This window comes from Sphingopyxis sp. J-6, assembly GCF_046603995.1.
Classification (GTDB): domain Bacteria; phylum Pseudomonadota; class Alphaproteobacteria; order Sphingomonadales; family Sphingomonadaceae; genus Sphingopyxis.
The window spans coordinates 610719-634450 of sequence record NZ_CP145810.1; the positions used below are offsets into that span (position 1 = coordinate 610719).

Genomic DNA, 23732 nt, shown 5'->3' on the forward strand with positions numbered 1-23732 from the left:
CGCACGTGGACGAGCATCGTGTCTATAAATACAGCTTTGCGAGCGTCTATCCGCACTATGTGACCAAGGCCGAGCGCAAGGGGCGCACCAAGGCTGAGGTCGACGAGATCATCCGCTGGCTCACCGGATACAGCCAGCAGCAACTCGAAGATCAGATTGCCGCCAAGACCGATCTCAGGGGCTTTTTCGACGACGCGCCGGCGATGAATGCGGCGCGCGACCAGATCAGGGGCGTTATCTGCGGCATTCGCGTCGAAGAGATCGCCGAACCGCTGATGCGCGAGATCCGTTATCTCGACAAGCTGATCGATGAACTCGCAAAGGGCAAAGCGATGGAGAAAATCCTGCGCGCCGCCGATCCCGGCAAGCCCTGAGCAACCATTTCAGAAGGATAGCCGATGTTCGATATCATCACCCCCTCGACCCACGATCTCGGCGCCTTCGAGGTGCGGCGGACACTGCCCAACAAGGCGCGGACGATGGTCGGGCCGTTCATTTTCGTCGACCAGTTCGGCCCGGCGCATTTCGACATCGGCAAGGGTATGGACGTGCGCCCGCATCCGCATATCAACCTCGCGACGGTGACCTATCTGTTCGAGGGTGCGATCGATCATCGTGACAACCTCGGCACCTATGCGACGATCCGCCCCGGCGCGTGCAATCTGATGACCGCGGGCAGCGGTATCGTCCATTCGGAACGCACGCCCGCCGCCGAGCGTGCGACCGGATCGCCGATCTCGGGAATGCAGACCTGGCTTGCGCTGCCCGACGGCAAGGAAGAGATCGACGCCGCATTCGAGCATGTCGCGAAGGACGATTTGCCGCTGATCGAGGATGGCGGCCTCTCGGCGCGTGTCATCATGGGCAGCCTGTGGGGTGCGACCTCGCCGATCACCCAGCATGCGGCGACCATCTATGCCGATATATTGATGAATGCCGGCGCGTCGATCCCGATCGAGGCCGAAGCCGACGAGCGCGCCGTGCTCGTCGCGCTCGGCGACGCCAGCCTCGATGGCGAGGCGCTCGACCGTTACAGCCTCTATATATTGAAACCGGGGCAGGCGATGACGCTGCGCGCCGACAGCGATGCGCGGGTGATGCTGCTCGGCGGCGAGGCTTTCGCGACGCCGCGGCATGTCTGGTGGAATTTCGTCAGCTCGTCGCGCGACCGGATCAATCAGGCGAAGCACGACTGGAAGGAAGGCAAATTCCCGCTCGTCCCCGGTGACAGCGAGGAGTTCATCCCGCTTCCCGAAGTGCCGAAGACCGTGAGCTATCCATGAGCCTGCTGCTCGCGCTGGCGATGACGCCGCCGCCGCCCGAGCCGATATTTGCGTGCAGTTTCGGGGCGAAGCAGTTGGTTGTTGCCGAAGCCGGCAATGCACTGATCTATCAATACGGCACCGCGACGAAGACCGAACTCCGCCTCGTCGCCAACGCCGCGAGCAACCGCGTTTTCTATCACCGCACGCTCTATCCGCGCGCCGAGGATCAGACGCTTCGCTTCGTGAACGGCGAATATAATTATGTCGTCTACGCCCACTGGTCCGCGCCGAGCGCGGGGATGACCGAGGAGGCTTCGACGCCCGAAAGCCATTATGGCGGGCTGATCGTGATGCGCGGCGAGAGGGAGCTGGCATCGTATCGCTGCAGCCGCGGCGGCGATATGCGCGAATGGCCGATCTTCAAGACGCTGCCGACCGACGAAACGAACATGACACCGCCCGAATAGCGGTCGCTTCGGCGTTGCGGCTTGCCAGCCGGAGCGATCGTCGCCAGATTGGTTTTGAAACGAAACCAAAAGGAGCGGAATATGATCGGCGATTTCGAACAGCGGCGGGTGGCGCTTTCGACCGGGATCGAACTCGACGTCGTCGATATGGGGCCAAAGGACGCCCCCGCGCTGATCTTCCTCCACGGCTTTCCCGAATCGCACCGCACCTGGCGTTACCAGCTCCCGCATTTTGCCGGTCACTTCCGCTGTATCGCGCCCGATCAGCGTGGCTATCGCGGCTCGTCGAAGCCGCAGGATGCTGCTTCCTATTCCGGCGACAAGCTGATCGCCGACATCTTTGCGCTCGCCGATGCGCTGGGCGTCGGGACATTCACGATCGTCGGCCACGACTGGGGCGGCGCGATCGCGTGGGGCGTTGCGCTCGGCGGCCAGCCGGACGGACTGTTTCCGGCATGGTCGGGCCGCGTGACGCGCGCGGTGATCGCCAACGCCCCGCACCCGGCGATCTTCCAGAAATTACTGTTGACCAACCCCGACCAGCGCGCTGCGAGCCAGTATATCCGCACCTTTCGCGATCCCGCGAGCGACGCGATCATCGAGGCGCACGGCATCGCCGGCCTCCTCGCGCACGCCTTCGCCGACAAGGTGCCGAGCGGTGGCATCCAGCCGCCCGACGAGATCGCCCGGTCGCTCAAGGATTGGAAAGATCGCGACACGTGCCGCGCGATGATCAACTGGTATCGCGGGTCGGCAGTCACGGTCCCGGCGATGGACGAACCCTATGCCGAGCCGCCTGTGACGCCCTTCCCGAAGCTTGCCATCCCGACGCTGGTCATCTGGGCGCTCGACGACGTGGCTTTGCCGCCATGCAACCTCGACGGCATCGAAGAACTGGTTCCCGATGCCACGATCGTCGAGGTCGCCGGATGCGGCCATTTCGTGCCGTGGGAGGCGCCGGACGCCGTCAATGCCGCGATGGATGACTTTCTCGCGCGAAACTGACGCGGCACCGGCGCCCGGCCGGCGCCGTCATTTCGTCGTGTAACCGCCGTTCACGAGGACGGTCTGACCGGTCATCCACCAGCCGTCGGTAACGAGGAAGCGGATCCACGGCACGATGTCTTCGATGTCGGTCAGGCCGGTCTTCGAAAAGGGTGAAAGCGCCGCCGCGGTCTTGTGATAGGCGACGGCATCTTCGCCTTCGGCCGGGTAGAAGAAGGGCGTGTCCATCGGCCCCGGTCCGATCGCGGTTACCGAAATGCCCCGCTCACCGAATTCCTTCGATGCCGCGCGCGTATAATGTTCGACTGGTGCCTTGGTGCCGGCATAGCTGGAGTAGAAAGGCGTATAGGCACCGAGCAGCGACGTCACGAGCGTGCAGATTTTGCCATTGTCGCTGACATGCTTTCCGGCCTCCTTCAGGAAGAAAAAGGCCGATTTCGAATTGACCGCGCTCATCGCGTCGAACTCAGCTTCGCTGATATCGACCATCGGCTTTTTCAGCACCTTGCCGACCGTGTTGATCGCGATGTCGATGCCGCCCATCGCGCCCTTCGCGTTGGCGAACAGTTTTTCCATGGCGCTCGCCGAGGTCAGATCGGCTTGCATGGCGTGGCCCTTCGCGCCCGCCGCTTCGACTGCGGCGACCGTTTCCTCGGCCTCCGCGCGCGACGCTTCGCTGTTGTAGTGGACGTAGACGGCACGCGCGCCCTGCAAGGCGAAGTCGCGCGCAATCAACCCGCCGAGGTTCTTGCCGCCGCCGGCGATGAGAACCGCTTTTCCTGCGATATTATGGTCAGCCATGATCATCTTCCCGAACATCAGGAAAGGAGAACTTTCCTTGCGATTGACCCGGACCGCGAGCGTAGCCAGGCAGGCGGCTCCTGCGAGGATATGGCAAAACGGTGACCGGAAAAAGTGGCGGGCAACGGGGTTGGCGCTGCCCGCCGGGAGGGGTCGGTTTCCGGTGGACGGGGTCCACCAAATCCTTGCCTCAATTCCCTAGTCCACGTCGGGAATTGAAGGCGCGAGTTAACCATAAAAGCCACCAATATTGCAGGCTTTCAGATTCTCCCACACTTGCCATAGTCGCGCGATGGAAGTGGGCGGACTGAGGGTGGCATCGATCGTCAAGCGGATCGAGGGCCCTGCCAGCTGGACGATCGAACGCGACGTTCATGCGCTGATCCTGCACGAGGCGGGAAGCTATCACTGGCTGGAAACCTGGCTCGATGGCCGCCGCACGTCGCTCGGCGATCCATTGCCGGGCGAGATATGGCTGGCGCCCGCCGGGCACAGCTATCGCGCGACGGCACAGGGCGGTGGCGTGCGTTATATCGAGGTCGAAATTCCGTCCGAACGATTGGCCGTTCCGCCAACCGCGCGGGCGCTCGCCGGACATCATGCTCCCGCGATGGCTGCGCTCGTTCGCGCACTGGCGGCGGGCGACGCCGAAGCTGCCGATGCGCTGGTCGCGATGCTTGCCGAAACCTTGGGCGGCATGACGTCGCCGGCCGAGCCGCGCGCCATCGCACGGCGGATCGATGATCTGCTGGCGTTCATTCAGACGCGACTCGAAGCGCCGCTGACGTCGCTCGAGATGGCGGCGCGTGCGGGCATGTCGGTGAATAGCCTGATCGTCCATTTCACGCGGGCGACAGGGCGTACGCCGGCGCAATATGTGCTGCACCAGCGGCTCCGTCGGGCATGCTGGTTCCTGATGCACCGGCCGCTGACGGTCGCCGAAATTGCTTTCGCTACCGGCTTCTCCAGTCATGCGCATCTGTGCGCGGCGTTTCGTCGCAAGCTCGGCATGTCGCCGGGGCAATGGCGCCGCAACTCCGCTTCGGCTATCATGACCGAGGGGGAGGCCTGACGAATGTCACACACGGCTGTCATGCTGCTCGCGGGGCTTGCCCTGCTGATCGTCTTGCGCCTCGCCGTCCGCGACGCACGGCGTGCGACCCGTCTGTTCCTCTCGTTATGGCTGATCGTGTCGATCGGCAACCTGCTCGTCGGCGTGCTCTACGCGGGCTACGGCTGGGCCGAGGAAGCGGTGATCGGCTTGCTTGTCTTCGGCGCTCCGGCCGCGATCGCGTTGGTGGCGGCGCGTCTCGGCGCTAATCGGCAGGATTGAGCAGGCAGCCGTTCGCGCCGGCAAAGCGCGCGCTGCGCGAAGCGAGCAGCGGCACGCTGCCGGTGATCGTCTTTGTCGCCGGGTCTTCGGCCAGCGAGACCATCTCCATCCCCGGTTCGAAATCGCTCTGGCAGCTTTCGAGGCTGCGGCCCTGGACATAGCGGCACGAGCAGCCGACTCGCGCGGCATAGGCGGAGCCGAGTTCGGCCTGCGCCTTGAACGACGGGAACTTCCAGATCGCGAAGACCGTCATCAGCGCGAGCAGGATCAGCACCCACGGCAGGCATCCACCCCAGCGGCTCTGCCGCGGCTTGCCGCGCAGCTTCTTCGGCACCTCTGGCGGCGGGGCCGAAGGTGTCGGTGCAGGCGGTACTGGGTCGGGCGTTGCCGTGCCCGGTGGGTTGGTGTTAGTCACCGCAGCCATGATCACGAAAAAAGCCATGCTGGCAAGTGCCGCGCTCGTGATGCTGGGGGGCTGGTCGCTGACGCACGCGGCGGGGCAGGGCGCCATTGCTCCCGCATCGCCCGCGCCGAGACTCGGCGCGTCGCTCGACGATGTCGCGCCGGTCGAAGCCTCGCAGGCGCTTCCTGCCCTCGATCCCGCGATCAAGGCCCGCGCCGATGCGCTGTTCGTCGATGCGGAAGATGTGGGGGAAACCCGCGCGCTGTACGTGCTCCGCGACGGCGAACCGATCTACGAACGCTATGGTGCGGGCTTCGGACCGGACAGCAAGCTGATCAGCTGGTCGATGGCAAAGAGCATTACCGCCGTGCTCACCGGCTTCCTCGTCTCCGACGGGCAGTTGTCGCTCGACGGCCCCGCCCCGGTCGCGGCGTGGCAGCGCAGCGGCGATCCGCGCGGTGCGATCACGCTCAAGCATCTTCTCCATATGTCGTCGGGGCTCGAGCATATCGAAAATGGCGATCCGGTCTGGGATGGCGATACGGTCGCGATGCTGTTCGGCGGCGGCGCGGGGGACATGGCCGCCTTTGCCGAAGCCAAGCCTGCGGCGGCGCAGCCGGGCGAGGTCTTCAACTATAGTTCGGCGACCAGCGTCATCCTCGCCGACATATTGGCCGACACGCTGACCCCTTCGCAAAATCCTGCGGCCCGGCGCGATGCGGTGCGCGAGTTTATTCAGGGACGCCTTGCCGAACCACTTGGCATGACCAGCCTGACCCCCGAATTCGACGCGAAGGGCACCATGATCGGCGGGTCGATCATGCACGCGACGGCGCGCGACTATGCCAGGTTCGGCGAGTTTCTGCGCAATCACGGCGTCGTGAACGGCCAGCGGCTGCTACCCGAAACCTGGATGAATTTCATGCTGTCGCCGTCGGCGAACGACGCGGGCTATGGCGGGCATATCTGGCTCAATCGCCGCCGCCCGGCTGGCGCGGACGCGGCGCTGTGGCCCGATCGCGGGCCGAACGACCTGTTCGCCTGCATCGGGCATCAGGGTCAGTATATCATCGTTTCGCCGTCGCAGCGGGTGACGATCGTGCGCCTCGGCGTTACCCGCGACGACCAGTTTCCCGCGCTGCGCCGGCATCTGGCGGATTTGACGGCCGCGCTCTGATTCGATCGTCGCCCCGTCGGCGGATCAGCCGGCGGGTTTCCGCTGCATCGCGCGAGCCCGGGAGACAGAGCGAAACAACGGCACGGTCAGGGTCGTCGACACCAGCGCCAGCATCACCAGCACGGCAAAGACCGTCGGCGTGATCAGCCCCGCCTGCACCAGGATCGTCGCGGCGACGATTTCCATCAGGCCCTTGCACTGAAGCAACAGGCCCAGCCGGGTACGCTCGGTCATCTGCATGTCCGCCGCGGGCGGCGCGATATGCACCGCCGCCACCTTGGACAGGCCCGCGAGCAATAGCAGGGCCAGCGCCACGCCGAGCGCTTCCGCAGTTACGACTGCGCCGTCGATGCTCAATCCGCGATGCGCGAAAAACAGCGGCGACAGGCCGAACAGCGCCAGCTTGCCGAGCGCTTCCGGGTGCAATCGTTCCGCGAGCTGTCGCGGCGCCAGCATGCCGGCGAAATAGGCGCCGAGCAATTCGTGCAGGCCCAGCATGCTCGTCGCCCAGGCACCGGCTGCAAGATAGGCGATGCCAAGCGCGCCGCTGATCAGGATATGGTCGGGCAGCCGGTCGACAAACCGCCTGCGAACCGCGATCATCGCCGCGAAGACGGCGATCGCCCCGGCTTGCGGCGGACCGCCGGCAAACAGCGAATCGGCTTCGCCCTTGTGCAGGAACAGCAATGCAGCGAGCCCGATCCACAGGATTGCGTCGTCGAGCGCCGCAATGCGGAGCGCCAAATTGCCGAGCGGGCGGTCTTCCGTCGGCAATTCGCGAACGATTCCGACGAGCACCGGCAACGCGCTGACCGCAAGGCACAGCCCGATCGCGCTCGCCGACAGCAGGCTTGAAACCCCCGCCGGCTGGGCGAGCACCATGTTCATCGCGCCCGACAGGATGACGACGAAACCGACCGCGAACGGCAAAGCAACGCCGACCAGCGCGGTGGTCACCACCCGGCCACCGGGCCTTGGTCCGGGATTTGCGGTGATCCGCGTTTCGAGGCCTGCGCTGAATGCGAGTATCAGCACCCCGAACCATCCGATCGTTTCGCCCCATTTCGACGGCCCGAGAACCGACTTGTCGAAGCCGAAACGATCCGCCGCGATCGCCACGGCCAGTCCGGTCAGGATCGGCAACACCGCCATGGGGACAGCGCCGCGGACGAGGCGCCAGCAGAGAACGGGCACGAGCAGGAAGCAGGCCAGATCGATCAGAAACCCCATGGGCAAAGGCTAACCCCTGCCGGACACCCGGGCAAGCATTATTGTGAACGTTCTCTTATTGGCAAACGCCGCAGCGTGCGCGGCTTACAGGAGAAAGTCGCCGACCAGAGTCGTGACGCAATTCCCCGTCAGCTCGACCTGCTCGCCATCCATCCGGCAGCCGACATGCCCGCCGCGAGCGCTCGCCTGATAGGCTGCGAAGCTGTCGCGGTGAAGCCGTGCCGACCAATAGGGGGTCAACACGCTGTGCGCCGACCCGGTGACCGGGTCCTCGTCGATTCCCGCGCCCGGTGCGAAGGCCCGGCTGACGACGTCGGCACCCGACGCGTCGCCCGTGCCCGGTGCCGTCGCGATATAGAGGATATCGCCGCCCGCCTTCAGCGCGCGCAGGTCGGGTTCGAGCGCGCGGACGCTGGCGGCATCGGGATAGACGATCAGGGCATAGCCGCCGTCGTGCCATAGCGTCTCAAGGACGTCGCCGCCCATTGCCCGCACGATGTCGGGCATTGCCTTCGGCGCCGGCGGATAGGCGGGCAGGGCCATTTTATAGCCTTCGTCTTCGCCGTTGCGCGCGACGCGCAGCAGGCCGGCCTTGCGCGTGCGAAATACCATCTCGTTCCGCCAGGGCGCGGCCGACAGCAGCACATGCCCGCTCGCGAGCGTTGCATGACCGCAGAGCGCAACCTCCACGCCCGGCGTGAACCAGCGCAGTTCATAATCGGCGTCCCCGCTTTCGTCGGGAATCAGGAAGGCGGTCTCGGCGAGATTATTCTCGGCGGCGATCGCCTGCAGAACCGCATCGTCCAGCCATTCGTCGAGCGGCATCACTGCGGCGGGATTGCCGGTAAACGGACGCTCGGCGAAGGCGTCGACCCGGGTGATGGGCAGGGGCCGTGATGCGCTCATGGGTAGAGATATCCTTTCGACCAGCCGCTGTCCTCGCGCACGAACAGCGTGCGTTCGTGGAGGCGATGCGCGCGGTCCTGCCAAAATTCGATGCGCTCGGGGGTGACGCGCCAGCCCGACCAGCGCGGCGGGCGCGGGACGTCCTGTCCGTCGAACCGCGCCGCCATTTCGGCGAAGCGCGCTTCGAACGTCTCGCGGCTGTCGAGCGGGCGCGACTGGTCGCTCGCCCACGCGCCAAGCTGCGAATCGCGGCCACGCGTCGCGAAATAGGCGTCGGCCGTGGCATCGTCGACCGGCGCGACCGGCCCCTCGATGCGGATCTGGCGGCGCAGCGACTTCCAGTGAAAGAGCAGCGCGACATGCGGGTTCGCCGCAAGCTCGCCGCCCTTCCGGCTGTCGAGGTTGGTGTAAAAGACGAACCCGTCGGGGCCATGGCCCTTCAGCAGCACCATGCGCAGCGACGGGCGTCCGTCGGCGGTCGTCGTCGCGAGCGCCATCGCGTTTGCGTCGTTGGGCTCGTTCGCGCGGGCTTCGGCGTACCAGTTGTCGAACAGGGCGAAGGGATCGGTCGTCATGCGGGCGCTTCTATCGTGCGCCTTGATCTAGTGAAAGCGCGATCATCGGCGGGAACTTGACCCTCTGCTGCGATGTTCCCACATGGCGCGCGCAATCGGGCCTTCCCGGCCAAACACTTATCGGGCTACAGAAGACATATGGCAGACCCCTATTCCACCCTCGGCGTCGCGAAGAGCGCCAGCGAAGCGGAGATCAAATCCGCCTATCGCAAGCTCGCCAAGGAATTGCACCCCGACAAGAACAAGGACAATCCGAAGGCGTCGGAAAAGTTTTCCGATGTCACCCGGGCCTACGACCTGCTCTCCGACAAGACCAAACGCGCGCAGTTCGATCGCGGCGAAATCGATGCCGACGGCAATCCGGCGATGCCGTTCGGCTATGGCGGAGGCGGCGGTTTTCGTGGCGATCCGCGCGGCCAGCAGGGTGGTTTCGGCGGGTTCGGCAATGACGGCGCCGACTTTGGCGATATCTTCGAGGGCTTGTTCGGCGGTCGCGGCGGTGGAGGTGGTGGCGGCGGCCCGTTCGGCGGTTTCGGCGGTCGTGGCGCGGCGCCGCCCAAGGGGGCCAATGTCGCCTATCGCCTGTCGGTATCCTTCATCGATGCCGCGACGCAGGCGCCGCAGCGCATCACGCTCGCCGACGGCGGTACCATCGACCTCAAATTGCCTGCCGGCGTCGAAACCGGCACCCAGATGCGCCTTGCCGGCAAGGGACAGCCGGGCCCCGGCGGCAACGGCGACGGCATCGTGACGATCACGGTCAAGGATCACCCCTTCTTCATTCGCGAAGGCGCCAATATCCGCCTCGACCTGCCGGTGACATTGGGCGAGGCGGTCAATGGCGCGAAGGTCAAGGTGCCGACGGTCGACGGCCCCGTGATGCTGTCGATTCCCGCCGGATCGACCTCAGGCAAGGTGATGCGCCTCAAGGGCAAGGGCTTCAGCCAGAAGAGCGGCGGCCGCGGCGACCAGTTGGTGCGATTGATGGTTGACCTGCCCGCCGACGACGATGCGCTGGTCAAGCTGGTCAGCGAATGGACCGACCCCCGGCCGGTGCGCGCGGAACTCGGTGTGTGATGCGTGGCTGAGCCGGCGGAAAAGAAGATCGTCGCCGCGCTCGAGCGCGAGGTTGCCGAAGAAGTCGGCAAGGAATTTCTCGCCGAAGGCCATTCGCCGCACTCGCCCGAAGCCCGCGCCGAACGCGCCAAACGGGTCAAATTGCGCGCACGCGCCGAAGGACTGATCCATCGCGGCCGCGAAACGCTCGGGCCCGGGACGCGCATCTTCCAGGTCGCGCGCCGTGTCATCGTCGGGACCTATACCGACGGCTTCATCCATGCCGGCAATCTTGCCTATCTGGCGCTCATCGCGCTCTTTCCCTTCTTCATCCTGCTGGCCGCGGCGCTCAGCATTTTCGGCGGCAGCAGCGGCGGCGAGGCGGCGATCGAGGCGGTGTTCTCGACGATGCCACCGACCGTCGCCAAGGCGCTGTCGGGGCCGATCCGCGAGGTGATGACCGCGCGTACCGGCATTTTCCTGTGGCTCGGCGCGCTCGTCGCGCTGTGGACGGTGGGCAGCCTGATCGAAACGGTGCGGGACATCCTCCGCCGTGCCTATGGCACGCATTTCAGCAAGGGCTTTTTTCACTACCGGCTGCTGTCGATCGGCATCATTACCGGCGCGGTCGTGCTGATGCTGCTGTCGTTCAGCATGCAGGTGCTGATCGTCGGCGTCGAACAGTTCGTGACGCGCGTGCTCCCCGAACGTTTCCAGTCGGTCGGGATCGTGCTCATTTCCCGCGGCGTGTCGGGTTTCGGCCTGTTCCTCGCCATCTACATGCTGTTCTACAGCCTGACGCCATCCAAATACCGTCGCCTCAAGAATTGCCCGAAATGGCCCGGGGCGCTGTTCACGACGCTCTGGTGGATCGCCGTGACGCTGGCGCTGCCGCCGCTGCTCGCCAGCCTGCTCAGCTATGACGCAACCTACGGTAGCCTCGCGGGTGTGATGATCGCGCTGTTCTTTTTCTACCTCGTCGGATTGGGTATGGTGATGGGCGCCGAACTCAACGCCGCTTTGGTAGAGGTTGAGGATTTGGGCCACGACGCTATTGGGCGCGTCGACGACATCATTATTGAAGCCAAAAAGGCCGGAGAAGAAAAATGACGGGTCTGATGAAGGGCAAGCGCGGGCTGATCATGGGCCTCGCGAACGACAAATCGCTTGCCTGGGGCATTGCCAAGGCGCTGCACGGCGCGGGCGCCGAGCTCGCGATCAGCTATCAGGGCGAAGTGATGGAAAAGCGGGTGAAGCCGCTTGCCGACCAGCTTGGCTGCGATTTCCTGATCGATTGCGACGTGGCCGACATGGACAATCTCGACGCGGCCTTCGCCACGCTGGCCGCGCGCTGGCCGACGATCGACTTCGTTGTCCACGCGATCGGCTATACGAACAAGGAGGCGCTGCGCGGCCATTATGCCGATGTCACGCTCGAAGACTTCCTGATGACGATGAACATCAGCGTCTACAGCTTCACCGCGGTCGCCAAGCGCGCCGCGGCGATGATGACGCCGCTCGATCCCGAAACCGGCGAAGGCGGCGGCGCGCTGCTGACGCTCAGCTATTACGGCGCCGAAAAGGTAATCCCGCATTACAATGTCATGGGCGTCGCCAAATCGGCGCTCGAAACCAGCGTCAAATATCTCGCCAACGACTATGGCCCGCAGGGGGTGCGCGTGAACGCGATCTCGGCCGGACCGATCAAGACGCTGGCGGCATCCGGAATCGGCGATTTCCGCCTGATCCTGAAGTGGAACGAGCATAATGCCCCGCTGCGCCGCAACGTCACGATCGACGATGTCGGCGGTTCGGCGCTCTATCTGCTCAGCGACCTTTCGGCGGGCGTCACCGGCGAAACGCACCATGTCGATGCAGGTTACCACACCGTCGGGATGAAGCAGGAAGACGCGCCGGACATCGCGCTTGCCTGACGGCCTCATTATCCGACCTGCACGTGCGGAGGATGCCGAGGCGATCGATGTGGTGATCCGGGCGGCCTTCGCGGAGACCGAATTCGGTCATCAGGGGGAGGCGGACCTTGTGCGGATGGTGGGCGAAGACGGCGATACGCTCGTTTCGCTGGTCGCCGAAAGCGGCGGTGCGATTATCGGGCATGTGTTGTTCAGCCGCATGGATGCCGACGCCGACGGTGCCGCCCTGTCTGCGGCAGGGCTCGCGCCGATCTCGGTTGCGCCGGCTTCCCAGCGGCGGGGCGTCGGCGACGCGCTGATCCGGGCTGGGCTCGAAGCGCTCCGCGCGCAAGGCGTGACGATCAGCTTCGTCCTCGGTCACGAGGCCTATTATCCGCGCTTCGGCTATTCGCCGGGCCTCGCCGCGCGCTTCGCTTCGCCCTTCGCGGGGTCGCATTTCATGGCGATGATGCTGGACTCGGACGCGGCTTGGCCGCTAGGCGGGCGCGCGGATTATGCGCCCGCATTTGGCCGGATGGGGTAAGGCGATGAGTTTCAACAGCTTCGGACGCGTTCTTCGCTTCACGACCTGGGGCGAAAGCCACGGCCCCGCGCTCGGCGCCGTCGTCGACGGCTGTCCGCCGCGCCTGTCGCTCTCCGAAGCCGACATCCAACCCTTCCTCGACAAGCGCCGCCCGGGTCAGTCGCGCCACACGACGCAGCGGCAGGAACCCGATCAGGTGCGTATCCTGTCGGGGGTGTTCGAGGGCAAGACGACGGGCACGCCGATCAGCCTGATGATCGAAAATGTCGACCAGCGGTCGAAGGATTATGGCGAGATTGCGCAGGCCTATCGCCCCGGCCACGCCGATTACGCCTATGATGCCAAATACGGCATCCGCGACTATCGCGGCGGCGGGCGGTCGAGCGCGCGCGAAACCGCGGCGCGCGTCGCCGCGGGCGGCGTCGCGCGGCTGGTGCTCCCCGAGGTCCAGATCCATGCATGGGTCGCCGAAATCGGCGGCGATGCGATCGACCCCGCGAACTTCGATCTCGAAGAGATTGATCGTAATCCCTTTTTCTGCCCCGATCCCGCCGCGGCGCAGCGCTGGGAAGGGCTGATGGACGGTGCGCGCAAGTCGGGCAGTTCGCTCGGCGCGGTGATCGAATGCGCCGCGAGCGGCGTCCCCGCCGGCTGGGGCGCGCCCATCTATGCCAAGCTCGACAGCGACCTTGCCGCCGCCATGATGGGAATCAACGCTGTCAAAGGCGTCGAGATCGGCGCGGGTTTCACGGCTGCCCGGCTGCGCGGCGAGGAAAATGCCGACCCGATGCGCCCCGCGACCGACGGCAGCAACCGCCCCGATTTCCTGTCGAACAATGCTGGCGGCATTGCGGGGGGCATCTCGACCGGCCAGCCCGTCGTCGTCCGCGTCGCGTTCAAGCCGACCAGTTCGATCCTGACCCCCGTGCCGACGATCAACAAGGCGGGCGAGGCGACCGACATCGTTACCAAGGGGCGCCACGATCCGTGCGTCGGCATCCGCGGCGCGCCGGTCGTCGAAGCCATGATGGCGCTGGTCCTCGCCGATCACAAATTGCTGCACCGGGCGCAGAACGGCTGACATGATCGAGGCGATCCGGACGTTTGTCGAGGCCAATCAGGCGGTCCTGTCGCTGATCATCCTTGCCGTAATGTTCGTCGGCTTCCTGCTCGAGCGGCTGCCGGCGACGGTGATCGCCATCCTCGGCGCCTGCACCTATCTCGCGCTCGGCATCCTTGATGCCGATGCGATGTATTCGGTCTTCTCCAACTCGGCGCCGATCGTTATCGGCGCGATGTTCGTGCTGTCGGGGGCGCTGATCCGCACCGGGGTGATCCAGCGCGTCGCAGACGCGATCATGGCGCGCGCCGAGAAACACCCCCGTTTGGCCATCGTCGAGGTGCTCGTCGGCGCGCTGTTTGCCTCGGCGTTCCTCAACAACACACCGGTCGTCGTTGTGTTGGTCCCGATCATGATGAAGCTCGCCGAAGTCACCGGCGTCAGTGCGAAGAAGCTGCTGATGCCACTGTCGATCGCTGCCGTGCTTGGCGGTACATTGACCCTGATCGGCACTTCGACCAATCTCGTCGTCGACGGGATCGTCCGCGACGCCGGGATGGAGCGTTTCGGCATTTTCGAGATCACGCCGATCGGCCTCGTCACCGCGGCATCGGGGATGATCGGGCTGGCGCTGATGTGGTGGTTGCTCCCGTCCGACAGGCCGGTGAAGGGCCCGGCGGGATCGAGCGACTCGCATCAATATCTTACCGAGCTGGTACTCAGCGACAACGACCATCTGGTCGGGATGACGGTCGAAGCATTTCGTGATCTGCCGCGGTCGGGCCGCATTGTCGGCGTCCGGCGTGGCTCGACGGCGGTCCACGGCGCCGAACTCGAGCATTGGAAGCTCGCCGCGGGCGACCGTCTGATCCTGCGCGTCGATGGCGCGACCCTGATGACCTGGCGCGAACAACGACGCTTCGATCTCGGCATCGGCGGCGGCGAACCGGGCGAGGGCGATATGGTCGTCGAAACGATGGTCGCGTCGAACCATCCCTCGATCGGACAGCGGCTGATCGACATTCCCTTCCTGCAGAAAATCCGTGCGCGGATCATCGGGCTCGACCGCCCGGCGCATGAACCGGGTCCCGACCTTGCCAGCGTGCGTATCCGCCCCGCGGACCGCCTGCTGGTCGCGGGCGGTCCGAACGAGGTCGAGGCGTTGCGCGACAATCCGCACCTGATAGGTGCCGATCTTGCCAAAGTCCGCGCCTTTCGCCGTAGCAAGGCGTGGATCGCGATCCTGTGCATGATGTCGGTGGTGGCGCTGGCAGCGCTGGACATACTGCCGATTGGCGTCGCGGCGATCATCGCGATTGGCGTGATCCTTGTGACACGTTGCATCGACAGCGAGGAGGCATGGGGGACGATCGACGGCGACGTGCTGATCCTGATCTTTGCGATGCTTGCGGTCGGGCTTGCCCTCGAAAACAGTGGCGCGGTGGCGATGATGGTCGGTTGGGTCAAACCGATGCTCGCCGGACAGCCGGGATGGGTGCTGGTGTTCGGGATCTATTTCTTTGCGTTGATCCTGTCCGAATTGCTCAGCAACAATGCCGTCGCGGCGTTGATGACGCCGGTAACGCTGGCGATCGCGGCCGAACTCGGCGTCGATCCGCGCCCGCTCGTCATCGCGCTGATGATCGGTGCATCGGCCTGTTTCGCGACCCCCATCGGCTATCAGACCAACACCATCGTCTATGCGGCCGGCGACTATCGCTTCGTCGATTTTGTCAAGATCGGGGTACCGCTCAACATCATCACCGGCGTTTCGACCTGCCTCGCGATCAGCTTCTTCCTGACGTGACGCCTCGCAGCCGGTACGCTGCATTGCCCCGCGGCCATCGCCCTGTTACCCCGACCGCATAGATCCGGCCCGGCCGGAACAGGGAGCATTTTTTCATGGCAAAACGCCTGACCTTATTCATCCTCGTCGGCATGGTGCTCGGCATTATCGCTGGCGCCATCGGGCATGCCCAGATCGGCGCCGACAAGGAAGCGGCGACGCAGATCGCCGGCTATTTCAAGATATTGCCCGACGTCTTTCTCCATCTGATCAAGATGATCATCGCGCCGCTGGTGCTGGCGACGATTGTCGCCGGCATCGCGAATATGGGCGACAGCGCGGCGCTCGGCCGGATCGGGCTCAAGTCGCTGCTGTGGTTCATCGGCGCCAGCTTCATGTCGATCACCTTGGGGCTGCTGCTCGTCAACCTGCTCCAGCCGGGCGTCGGGCTCGAACTGACGCCGACCGCGGAGATCGGCGAGGTGAAGACGTCGGCGCTCAACCTGCGCGATTTCATCCTCCACATCTTCCCCGAATCGATCTTCGGGGCGATGGCTTCGAACAATATCCTGCAGATCCTCGTCTTTTCGATCTTCGCCGGGGTGGGCCTGTCGGCGCTCGGCGAGCGCGGCGCGCCATTGGTCCGCGCGGTCGACGTGCTCGCCGAACTGATGCTGCAGGTCACCAACTATGTGATGCTGTTTGCGCCCTTCGCGGTGTTCGGCGCGCTTGCCGGCGTGATCACCGTCAACGGGCTCGGCATCCTGCTCGACTTCCTGCGGCTCATCCTCGAATTCTACCTCGGCCTGACCTTGCTCTGGATGATCCTGTTCGGCGTCGGGGCGCTTTTCCTTGGCAGGCGCATCCTGACGTTGGCGCGCTATATCGTCGAACCGCTGCTGCTCGCCTTCTCGACCGCGTCGTCGGAAGCGGCGCTGCCCAAGCTGTTCGAGCAGCTCGACCGCTTCGGCATTCCGCGCCGCGTCTCGGGTTTCGTGCTGCCGCTGGGTTACAGCTTCAACCTCGACGGTTCGATGATGTATATGAGCTTTGCGACGCTGTTCATCGCGCAGGCCTATGGCATCGACCTGTCGATCGGGACGCAGATCCTGATCCTGCTGACGCTCATGATCACGTCGAAGGGGATTGCGGGGGTGCCGCGCGCCAGCCTCGTCGTCATCACCGCGACGCTGACCCAGTTCGGCCTGCCGGTCGAGGGCGTGGCGCTGATCCTCGGCATCGACCAGTTCCTCGACATGGGCCGCTCGGCGACCAATGTCGTCGGCAACGCGGTGGCAACGTCGGTCATCGCCAAGTGGGAAGGGATGCTCGAAGTCCCGGAGCCGGCCGACAAGGAATATCCGCACGCGCCAGCCCATACGTCGCATCACGGCGCGCGCGGACTGACGCTCCAGGAGGACATGGTGAGCGATAGCAGCAAGCCTCCGGCCGGCTGACTGCCCCGCTGACCTTAGGGTAGAACCCTAGCTGCCGTTATTGCGGACGGGTGCGGTTGACCCGGTCGCCCGGCCCGCGCGCGGGCGGGTCGGCGCGCGGTTGCGGCGCGGGGCGTGCCGCCGGAGCCGGACGCTGCGCCGGTGCGGGTCTTGCCTGCGCGGGCGGACGCGGTGCCGTCGCCGCACCCCCGGGCTGGCCGCCCGGACGTCCCGGCCGGACGCCATCGCCATTGCCGCGGCCCGGCCACGACGGGCGCACGCCATCGGGTCGGCCGGGCCTGCCCGGACGTCCGGGCGTCGCATCGACCGAACCCGGCGGGCGGGGCCTTACACCGTCAGGACGGCCCGGCCGTCCGGGGCGTACCGGATTGGTCGTGGTCGGCGGACCGCCGGGGTTGCCCGCGCCGGGGCGTCCCGGACGCGTGCCGTGATGACCGTCGTTGTCGCGGTCACCGGGCGTCCAGCCACCAGGGCGACCCGGCCGGCCGGGACGGCCATCGCCATCGCCATGACCGGGGCGGCCCGGGCCATTCCAGTGTCCGTTGCCGGGACGGCCGCCATGATGGCGCCACCAGGCGCGGCGGCCGCCCCAATAGTTGAGGTACTGGCCGCGCAGCGGATAGCGGTGACGGTAGCTGTCGTACATCCACGTGCCGTACCCGGGGTAATAATAATCGTCATACCAGCCGCCGCCGAAGCCGATGTTGACGAAGCCGCTGCCATAGTCCGAGCTGTCGTAGCAGTCGTAGCCATAGCCGTCGTCATAGGCATAGGGGTCGTAGTCGTAATAGCTGTCCGCACAGAGGTTTCCGGCGGAAGCATAGCTCGTCCCGACGTCGCCATAATAGCAGCCGCCAAGCGTGGTGGTCGCGAGCGCGCCGAGCACGATGGAGAGGGGACGCCTCAGGCTCTTGATCATCATCTTGTCCTTCAAGGGCCCAACGAACGGGCCCGCGATATTGGACACCCAATTGCACGAGTCGAGTTGAATTTGCGGTGAATGGAGTCGTATCGCCGATCAAGCGTTACTTGCATGGATGTAAGTAGTTCGATAGGCTCGCCCGGATAGACGGATACGAGGATATGACGCGATGAACGCCCCGACGAAAATCAACTGGCCCGAAGCGCGTTTCGGCCCCGAAACGCAGCACTGGCTGCCACGCAATCCCGATGCCGCACTCGATCATATTCCGGGCGAGGACGGGATGCCCGTCATCGGCAACACGCTCGACCAGCTTCGCGACTATCCTGCTTTCACCCGCCGCATGGTCGCCACCTATGGCCGGGTCTATCGCAACAACAGCTTCGGCGGGCGTAGCGTCGCGCTGCACGGCCCCGAGGCGAACGAACTTGTCATGTTCGACCGCGACAAGATTTTCTCGTCCGAACAGGGCTGGGGGCCGGTACTCAACCTGCTTTTCCCGCGCGGCCTCATGCTGATGGACTTCGAAAAGCACCGCGCCGACCGCAAGCTGCTGTCGGTCGCCTTCAAGCCCGAACCGATGCGCCATTATGCCGAATCGCTGAACGAAGGCATCGCCCGGCGCGTCGCGAGTTGGAGCGGCAAGAGCTTCAAATTCTATCCGGCGATCAAGGAACTGACGCTCGACCTTGCCGCGACCAGCTTCCTCGGCATCCCCTGGGGCCCCGAGGCGGACAAGGTCAACAAGGCGTTCGTCGACATGGTGCAGGCATCGATAGGCATCGTCCGCGTGCCCTTGCCCTTCACCGCCATGGGGCGCGGCGCAAAGGGGCGGGCCTATCTCGTCGATTATTTCGGCCGCATGGTGCCCGAACGGCGCGAAGGCAGCGGCGAGGACATGTTCAGCCAGATCTGCCGGACGAAGGACGACAATGGCGACTATATGAGCGTCGAGGCGATCGTCGATCATATGAACTTCCTGATGATGGCGGCGCACGACACGATCACCAGTTCGGTCACCTCGCTCGTCTACATGCTCGGCAAGCATCCCGAATGGCAGGACCGGCTGCGCGAGGAGATGCTCGCGGTGGCGCCGGCCGGCGAGGGCGTCGGACATAACAGCGTCGGCGAGCTCGAAATGACCGAATGGGCGTTCAAGGAAGCGCTGCGGCTCGTGCCCCCGGTGCCGAGCTTCCCACGCCGCGCGCTCAAGGATTTCGAATATGGCGGCTATCGCATCCCCGCCGGAACCTCGGTCGGGGTCAGCCCGGCCTTCACTCACATGATGGAAGAGCATTGGCCCGAGCCCGAAAAGTTCGATCCGATGCGCTTTTCGCCCGAGGTCGCGCGCGAGCGCCACAAATATGCATGGGTGCCGTTCGGCGGCGGCGCGCACATGTGCCTCGGGCTGCACTTTGCCTATATGCAGGCGAAAATCTTCTTCCACCATGTCGTCACGACGCATCGCATCGTACTTCCGGACGGCTATTCCCCCGACTGGCAGGTGCTGCCGATCCCGCGGCCCAAAGATGGTCTGACGGTCACCTTCGCACCGCTCTGAGCTTGCCCGGCCGGCCGTCACGCGCCATCTGGGGCGCGTGACGAGTCTCCGCCCCTATCTCATCTGGTTCGCCGTCGCGGTGCTGCTGGCGCTCGGCGCGATCCGCGCGATGCAGTGGATGCGCGACCATCCCGAACATATTCCGACCGCGCGCTTCGAACTGGCGCATCCGCAGGGCTGGGCAACGCACGCCAAGCTCATCGGCCTGGCGCGCGACGACAGTGCCTGCTTTGCCGCTTTCGACCGCGCGAAGGCCGGGTACCTGCGGCGTCCGGTGGTCGGGAGCGGCGTGTGCCGGGCGAGCCAGCGGATGATCCTGACCGGGAACAAATTCGCGCCGACGATGCGCCCGGCGGGCGCCGCGCCCGGCTGCGCCGTGACCGCCGCAATGATCCTGTGGGACCGCGACGTTGTCCAGCCGCTGGCCCGGAAATATTTCGGGCAAAAGGTCGCCGATCTCGAAAATCTCGGCAGCTACAATTGCCGGAAGATCGCCGGGCGGCAGGCGCAGAGCGAGCATTCGACCGCCAATGCGATCGACATTTCGGCCTTCATTCTCGCCGACGGCACGCGCATTTCGCTGATCAACGATTGGGACGAAGGCGACAAGCGCGGCGAGTTCCTGCACGCGGTGCGCGACGAATCGTGCGGGCTGTTCAGCACCGTTCTGTCGCCCGATCACAATGCCGCGCACGCCAATCACTTCCACTTCGACCTGGCGAAGCGGACCGCAGGCTGGACGATCTGCCGCTAGACCTTGCGTCCGCCGGTACCCGGAATCAGCATCGGGGTGGTTCGGCGATAGGCGAGATAGTCGGCGCCGAAGGTATCGACGAGGTTGCGTTCCTCGAGTTGGATCGCAATCAGCATATAGGCCGACAGCCCGGCGGCGAGCAGCAGATGTCCAGCCGTCATCGCAGGCGTCGCCCAGAAAGCAAGGAAGAAGCCCGCGTAAAGAGGGTGGCGAACCAGCCGGTAGAAGAGCGGCTGGTGAAGCACCGGTTTTGCTTCACGCCGTTCGCGCCACGCGAACCACACCTGTTGCAGCCCGAACAGTTCGAAATGGTTGATCAGGAACGTACTGAGCAGGACAATCGCCCAGCCGAGGCCGAACAGGCTCCACAGGATCGCGGTGCCTGCGGGGTTCGCCACCGTCCACACCGGCGCGGGGATCGGATGCCAGCCGAGGAACAGGATGACGAGCACGAGGTTGGTCATCATCACATAAGTGCTGCGTTCGATCGGCTTCGGGACGATGCGCAGCCAGCCCGCCTTGAACGCCGGACGCGCCATCACGCTATGCTGGAGGCCGAACAGCGCGATCAGGGCGAGATCGATCGGCAGCGCGAGGGCGAGATGCGACTCCGGCCCGCGATCGACAGTCAGCGGGGCGCCAGGAAAATTCCCAACGAAGGCGATAAGATACAGAAATACGGCCAGGAAAATCGCATAGGCGACGATGGCGTAAAGCAGGTAGAAAATGCGCGTCATGGCAAAGCTCCCCTGAAGGGGCCGCCATAGCATATTTCGTGCGGAAAATCGCGCTAGACGGTGAAGCTCTCGCCGCAGCCGCACGCACCCTTGGCATTCGGATTCTCGAACACGAAACCGGCGGCGAAATCGTCCTCGACCCAGTCCATGACGCTGCCGATCAGGTAGAGCACCGACGCGCCGTCGATGTAGAAGACCCCGCCGGGAGTCTCGATCTTCTCGTCGAACTTCTGCTCCTCGGTGACATAGTCGACCGAATAGGCGAGCCCCGAACAGCCGCGGCGCGGCGTCGACAGGCGGACGCCGATCGCGCCTTCGGGCGCCGACGCCATCAGCTTGGCGACACGTTCCTCGGCATTGGCGGTCAGCGTGACCGCGACGGGACGGGCGCGGGTCTTCGTTTCGGTCATCACAGCATTCCCAGTTCGAGGCGCGCTTCGTCGCTCATATTCTCGGGACTCCACGGCGGATCCCAGACGAGATTGACTTCGGCATCGCCGACGCCGGGGACCGCGCCGACACGCAGTTCGACTTCGGCGGGCATCGATTCCGCGACTGGGCAATGCGGCGTGGTCAGCGTCATGGTGACGAGGACATGCCCTTCGTCGATCTCGACATTGTAGATGAGGCCGAGGTCATAGATGTTCACCGGGATTTCCGGGTCGTAAATATCCTTCAGCGCATTGACGACGGCCTCGTACAGGTCGCCGCCGACGGCGCCGGGGGCCACCTCGGCCGGCTTGGCGGCGAGAAAGCCTTCCAGATAGTCGCGCTTGCGTTCGAGCTTTTCGGGCGCACTCTCGACGTCCTCGACGCGCGCCTTGGGCGGCGCCTCGACGCTCGCGACTTCTTCCACCTTGATCATGCGATCCTCGCTCATCCGAAAATCCTCTCGACGCGGGCGAGGCCGTCGATCAGCGCCGCCACATCGTCGTCATTGTTGTACACACCGAAGCTCGCGCGCGCGGTCGCCGGAACGCCGAGATGCTCCATCAGCGGCTGCGCGCAATGGTGCCCGGCGCGGATCGCGACTCCGCTTTCGTCCAAGATAGTGCCGATGTCGTGCGGATGAACCCCCGCCATCGCAAAACTGACGATCCCGGCGCTGTTTTCGGGGCCGAAAAGCGTGATGCTGTTCTTGCGCGCAAGCTGTTCGCGCAGGCTCGTCACCAGCCCGACCTCGTGCGCGTGGATCGCGTCGATGCCGATCGCTTCGACATAATCGACCGCCGCCGCCAGCCCGATCGCTTCGATGATTGCGGGCGTACCGGCCTCGAAACGGGTCGGGGCGGGGGCGTAGGTCGTCCGCTCGAAGGTCACGCGGTCGATCATCGATCCGCCGCCCTGCCAGGCCGGCAGCGCGCTGAGCTTGTCGCTCCACAACACGCCGATGCCGGTCGGGCCATAGAGCTTGTGGCCCGAGAAGGCGTAATAGTCGCAGCCGAGCGTCGCGACATCGACCGGCAGGCGCGGCACCGCCTGACAGCCGTCGATCAGCAACTCGGCGCCGACGCGGTGCGCGAGCTCGGCGGCGCGTGCGACGTCGAGCGGGCTGCCGAGCACGTTCGACACATGCGCGAAGGCGACCATCGTGTGTTCGGGGGTGAGCAGCTTTTCGGCGGCGGCCAAGTCGATGCAGCCGTCGGCAGTCAGTGGGCATACATCGACCTGCCAGCCCGCAAGCTGCCACGGCACGATATTGCTGTGATGCTCGAGCATCGACAGCAGCACGCGGCCTTTGCGCGGGTGCGAGTAAGCGACCAGATTGATCGCCTCGGTCGCGCCCCGAACGAAGGCGATCTGCTCTTCCTTCGCGCCGATAAAGCCCGCGATCCGCCGCCGCGCCGCCTCATAGGCGAGGGTCATGTCGGCCGAGCGCGCGTAGACGCCGCGGTGGACGGTCGCATAGTCGCAGCCCATCGCGTTGACCGTCGCGTCGATCACCGCCTGCGGCTTCTGCGCGGTCGCGGCGGTGTCGAGATAGTGCCACCCGGGGGTGAGGCCGGGGAAGTCGGCGCGGACGTCGGGAAAGGTGCGAAGGGCGGTCGCGGTGCTCACACCAATTCCCCCAATTTCGCGAGCGCCAGCGCCTGCAACTGCTCTTCATCCTCGGCGCCGTCGAAGACGCCCGCGACGAAGGCCTGCAGCAGGATCTTCTTCGCCTCGGCGGGCGGCAGGCCGCGCGACTGGAGATAATAGAGGCTCATCGCGTCGAGTTCGCCGATCGCGCAGCCGTGCGCGCATTTGACGTCGTCGGCGAAGATTTCGAGTTCGGGCTTGGCGTTGGCGGTCGCGCTGCGGTCGAGCAGCATCGCCTTCACGTCCTGCTCGCTGTCGGTCTGCTGCGCATCGCGTGCGACCGCGACCTTGCCGAGATAGGTGCCCGTGGCGGTGCCGCCGAGCACCGAACGCACCATCTGCCGCGACGTCGCGCCGGGTTCGGCGTGGGTGACGGTGGTGACGATCTCGAGATTCTGCTCGCCGCCGCCGATCTGCGCGGCGCCGAGATTGAAGTTCGCGTCTTCGTGGAGCGTCACGGCGAGTTCGATGCGGCCATAGGCGCCGCCGATGTTGAGGACGTGCAGCGACGCGGTCGTGCCCTTGCCGAGTACGAGCTCGATTTGGCGAATATCGCCTGCGTCCTGCACGATCGCGCGGCGGAAGTCGCCGCCCGCGGGCACGACGATGCTCTCGGGCGCGGGCAGCGGCCACGCCGCGGTCACCGCGTCGATGTCGCTATAGCGCCACGCTTCGTCACGCCGCGAGGGAAGGGCGCTCAT

The 23732-nt window shown here is 65.3% G+C and carries 27 protein-coding genes; 16 read left to right on the top strand and 11 right to left on the bottom strand.

Translation table 11 applies throughout. The annotated features are described in order from the left end of the window. Positions 1–5: 5 nt before the first annotated feature. The 4 genes from V6U71_RS03070 (at position 6) to V6U71_RS03085 (ending at position 2737) form a co-directional block, all read left to right on the top strand. Entirely contained in the window at positions 6–374 is a 369-nt protein-coding gene (locus V6U71_RS03070; RefSeq protein WP_411340953.1) for a DUF2200 domain-containing protein, read from the top strand. Positions 375–398: 24 nt separating this feature from the next. After that, positions 399–1283, top strand: a complete 885-nt coding sequence (locus V6U71_RS03075; protein WP_411340954.1) for a pirin family protein — start codon at positions 399–401, stop codon at positions 1281–1283. Continuing rightward, positions 1280–1732 (top strand): hypothetical protein, encoded by a 453-nt coding sequence (locus V6U71_RS03080; protein WP_411340955.1) that lies wholly within the window; start codon positions 1280–1282, stop codon positions 1730–1732. The genes V6U71_RS03075 and V6U71_RS03080 overlap by 4 nt, the downstream gene beginning before the upstream one ends. A gap of 81 nt (positions 1733–1813) precedes the next feature. Then, the gene (locus V6U71_RS03085) at positions 1814–2737 is read left to right on the top strand and encodes an alpha/beta fold hydrolase (RefSeq protein ID WP_411340956.1); all 924 of its coding nucleotides are present in this window, start codon (positions 1814–1816) and stop codon (positions 2735–2737) included. Between the two features lie 27 nt (positions 2738–2764). Here V6U71_RS03085 and V6U71_RS03090 read toward each other — a convergent pair whose 3' ends face one another. Beyond that, entirely contained in the window at positions 2765–3538 is a 774-nt protein-coding gene (locus V6U71_RS03090) for an SDR family oxidoreductase (protein WP_411340957.1), read from the bottom strand. A 313-nt stretch (positions 3539–3851) separates the two neighbouring features. Between V6U71_RS03090 and V6U71_RS03095 the strand changes: the two genes are divergently transcribed. Continuing rightward, positions 3852–4610 carry an AraC family transcriptional regulator gene (locus V6U71_RS03095; RefSeq protein ID WP_411340958.1) on the top strand — a complete coding sequence of 253 codons (759 nt, stop codon included), beginning with the start codon at positions 3852–3854 and terminating at the stop codon, positions 4608–4610. Positions 4611–4613: 3 nt separating this feature from the next. Then, positions 4614–4871, top strand: a complete 258-nt coding sequence (locus V6U71_RS03100) for a hypothetical protein (RefSeq protein ID WP_411340959.1) — start codon at positions 4614–4616, stop codon at positions 4869–4871. Here V6U71_RS03100 and V6U71_RS03105 read toward each other — a convergent pair. Next, positions 4855–5295: a hypothetical protein gene (locus V6U71_RS03105; protein ID WP_411340960.1), complete on the bottom strand. Its 441-nt coding sequence runs from the start codon at positions 5293–5295 to the stop codon at positions 4855–4857. The genes V6U71_RS03100 and V6U71_RS03105 overlap by 17 nt on opposite strands. Here V6U71_RS03105 and V6U71_RS03110 point away from each other — a divergent pair. After that, positions 5294–6451: a serine hydrolase domain-containing protein gene (locus tag V6U71_RS03110; RefSeq protein ID WP_411340961.1), complete on the top strand. Its 1158-nt coding sequence runs from the start codon at positions 5294–5296 to the stop codon at positions 6449–6451. The genes V6U71_RS03105 and V6U71_RS03110 overlap by 2 nt on opposite strands. A 24-nt stretch (positions 6452–6475) precedes the next feature. Here the strand turns inward: V6U71_RS03110 and V6U71_RS03115 are convergent, their stop codons facing one another. The 3 genes from V6U71_RS03115 to pdxH all read right to left on the bottom strand — a co-directional run bounded on the left by V6U71_RS03115 (position 6476) and on the right by pdxH (position 9162). Further along, a complete protein-coding gene (locus tag V6U71_RS03115) occupies positions 6476–7681 on the bottom strand; it encodes a cation:proton antiporter (protein WP_411340962.1) in 1206 nt (401 codons plus the stop codon). A gap of 84 nt (positions 7682–7765) precedes the next feature. Then, positions 7766–8587, bottom strand: coding sequence for a PhzF family phenazine biosynthesis protein (locus V6U71_RS03120; RefSeq protein WP_411340963.1), 822 nt, complete (start codon positions 8585–8587; stop codon positions 7766–7768). Further along, the gene (gene pdxH / locus V6U71_RS03125) at positions 8584–9162 is read right to left on the bottom strand and encodes a pyridoxamine 5'-phosphate oxidase (protein ID WP_411340964.1); all 579 of its coding nucleotides are present in this window, start codon (positions 9160–9162) and stop codon (positions 8584–8586) included. The genes V6U71_RS03120 and pdxH overlap by 4 nt, the downstream gene beginning before the upstream one ends. A 138-nt stretch (positions 9163–9300) precedes the next feature. On the opposite strand from pdxH, the gene V6U71_RS03130 reads away from it, so the two are divergent. From V6U71_RS03130 to V6U71_RS03160, 7 genes are all read left to right on the top strand, one after another. Then, complete coding sequence (locus V6U71_RS03130; protein WP_411340965.1) at positions 9301–10239, top strand: DnaJ C-terminal domain-containing protein; 939 nt, start codon at positions 9301–9303, stop codon at positions 10237–10239. 3 nt (positions 10240–10242) lie between these two features. After that, positions 10243–11328 carry a YihY/virulence factor BrkB family protein gene (locus tag V6U71_RS03135; protein WP_411340966.1) on the top strand — a complete coding sequence of 362 codons (1086 nt, stop codon included), beginning with the start codon at positions 10243–10245 and terminating at the stop codon, positions 11326–11328. Further along, positions 11325–12152, top strand: coding sequence for an SDR family oxidoreductase (locus V6U71_RS03140; protein WP_411340967.1), 828 nt, complete (start codon positions 11325–11327; stop codon positions 12150–12152). Before V6U71_RS03135 ends, V6U71_RS03140 begins: the two co-directional genes overlap by 4 nt. Next, positions 12145–12675, top strand: coding sequence for a GNAT family N-acetyltransferase (locus V6U71_RS03145; protein WP_411340968.1), 531 nt, complete (start codon positions 12145–12147; stop codon positions 12673–12675). Before V6U71_RS03140 ends, V6U71_RS03145 begins: the two co-directional genes overlap by 8 nt. 4 nt (positions 12676–12679) lie before the next feature. After that, complete coding sequence (aroC, locus tag V6U71_RS03150; RefSeq protein WP_411340969.1) at positions 12680–13756, top strand: chorismate synthase; 1077 nt, start codon at positions 12680–12682, stop codon at positions 13754–13756. 4 nt (positions 13757–13760) lie between these two features. Beyond that, complete coding sequence (locus V6U71_RS03155; RefSeq protein ID WP_411342301.1) at positions 13761–15542, top strand: SLC13 family permease; 1782 nt, start codon at positions 13761–13763, stop codon at positions 15540–15542. A 95-nt stretch (positions 15543–15637) separates the two neighbouring features. Further along, positions 15638–16978 (top strand): dicarboxylate/amino acid:cation symporter, encoded by a 1341-nt coding sequence (locus tag V6U71_RS03160; protein WP_411340970.1) that lies wholly within the window; start codon positions 15638–15640, stop codon positions 16976–16978. 37 nt (positions 16979–17015) lie between these two features. On the opposite strand, the gene V6U71_RS03165 is transcribed toward V6U71_RS03160, so the two are convergent. After that, the gene (locus V6U71_RS03165) at positions 17016–17897 is read right to left on the bottom strand and encodes a peptidase (RefSeq protein WP_411340971.1); all 882 of its coding nucleotides are present in this window, start codon (positions 17895–17897) and stop codon (positions 17016–17018) included. A gap of 172 nt (positions 17898–18069) precedes the next feature. Here V6U71_RS03165 and V6U71_RS03170 point away from each other — a divergent pair, with 172 nt between their 5' ends. Both V6U71_RS03170 and V6U71_RS03175 read left to right on the top strand, forming a co-directional pair. Continuing rightward, positions 18070–19461 carry a cytochrome P450 gene (locus V6U71_RS03170; protein ID WP_411340972.1) on the top strand — a complete coding sequence of 464 codons (1392 nt, stop codon included), beginning with the start codon at positions 18070–18072 and terminating at the stop codon, positions 19459–19461. Between the two features lie 37 nt (positions 19462–19498). Then, a complete protein-coding gene (locus tag V6U71_RS03175) occupies positions 19499–20215 on the top strand; it encodes an extensin family protein (protein WP_411340973.1) in 717 nt (238 codons plus the stop codon). Here V6U71_RS03175 and mddA read toward each other — a convergent pair. The 5 genes from mddA to V6U71_RS03200 are packed head-to-tail and all read right to left on the bottom strand — an operon-like array spanning position 20212 to position 23732. Further along, entirely contained in the window at positions 20212–20952 is a 741-nt protein-coding gene (gene mddA / locus V6U71_RS03180; RefSeq protein WP_411340974.1) for a methanethiol S-methyltransferase, read from the bottom strand. The two genes, V6U71_RS03175 and mddA, sit on opposite strands and share 4 nt — an antisense overlap. Before the next feature lie 53 nt (positions 20953–21005). Continuing rightward, positions 21006–21362: a HesB/IscA family protein gene (locus V6U71_RS03185; protein ID WP_411340975.1), complete on the bottom strand. Its 357-nt coding sequence runs from the start codon at positions 21360–21362 to the stop codon at positions 21006–21008. Then, on the bottom strand, positions 21362–21832 hold the full coding sequence (locus tag V6U71_RS03190) for an SUF system Fe-S cluster assembly protein (protein ID WP_411340976.1): 471 nt from the start codon (positions 21830–21832) through the stop codon (positions 21362–21364). The genes V6U71_RS03185 and V6U71_RS03190 overlap by 1 nt, the downstream gene beginning before the upstream one ends. Then, a complete protein-coding gene (locus V6U71_RS03195) occupies positions 21829–23010 on the bottom strand; it encodes an aminotransferase class V-fold PLP-dependent enzyme (protein ID WP_411340977.1) in 1182 nt (393 codons plus the stop codon). Before V6U71_RS03195 ends, V6U71_RS03190 begins: the two co-directional genes overlap by 4 nt. Further along, positions 23007–23732, bottom strand: coding sequence for a SufD family Fe-S cluster assembly protein (locus V6U71_RS03200; RefSeq protein WP_411340978.1), 726 nt, complete (start codon positions 23730–23732; stop codon positions 23007–23009). The genes V6U71_RS03195 and V6U71_RS03200 overlap by 4 nt, the downstream gene beginning before the upstream one ends.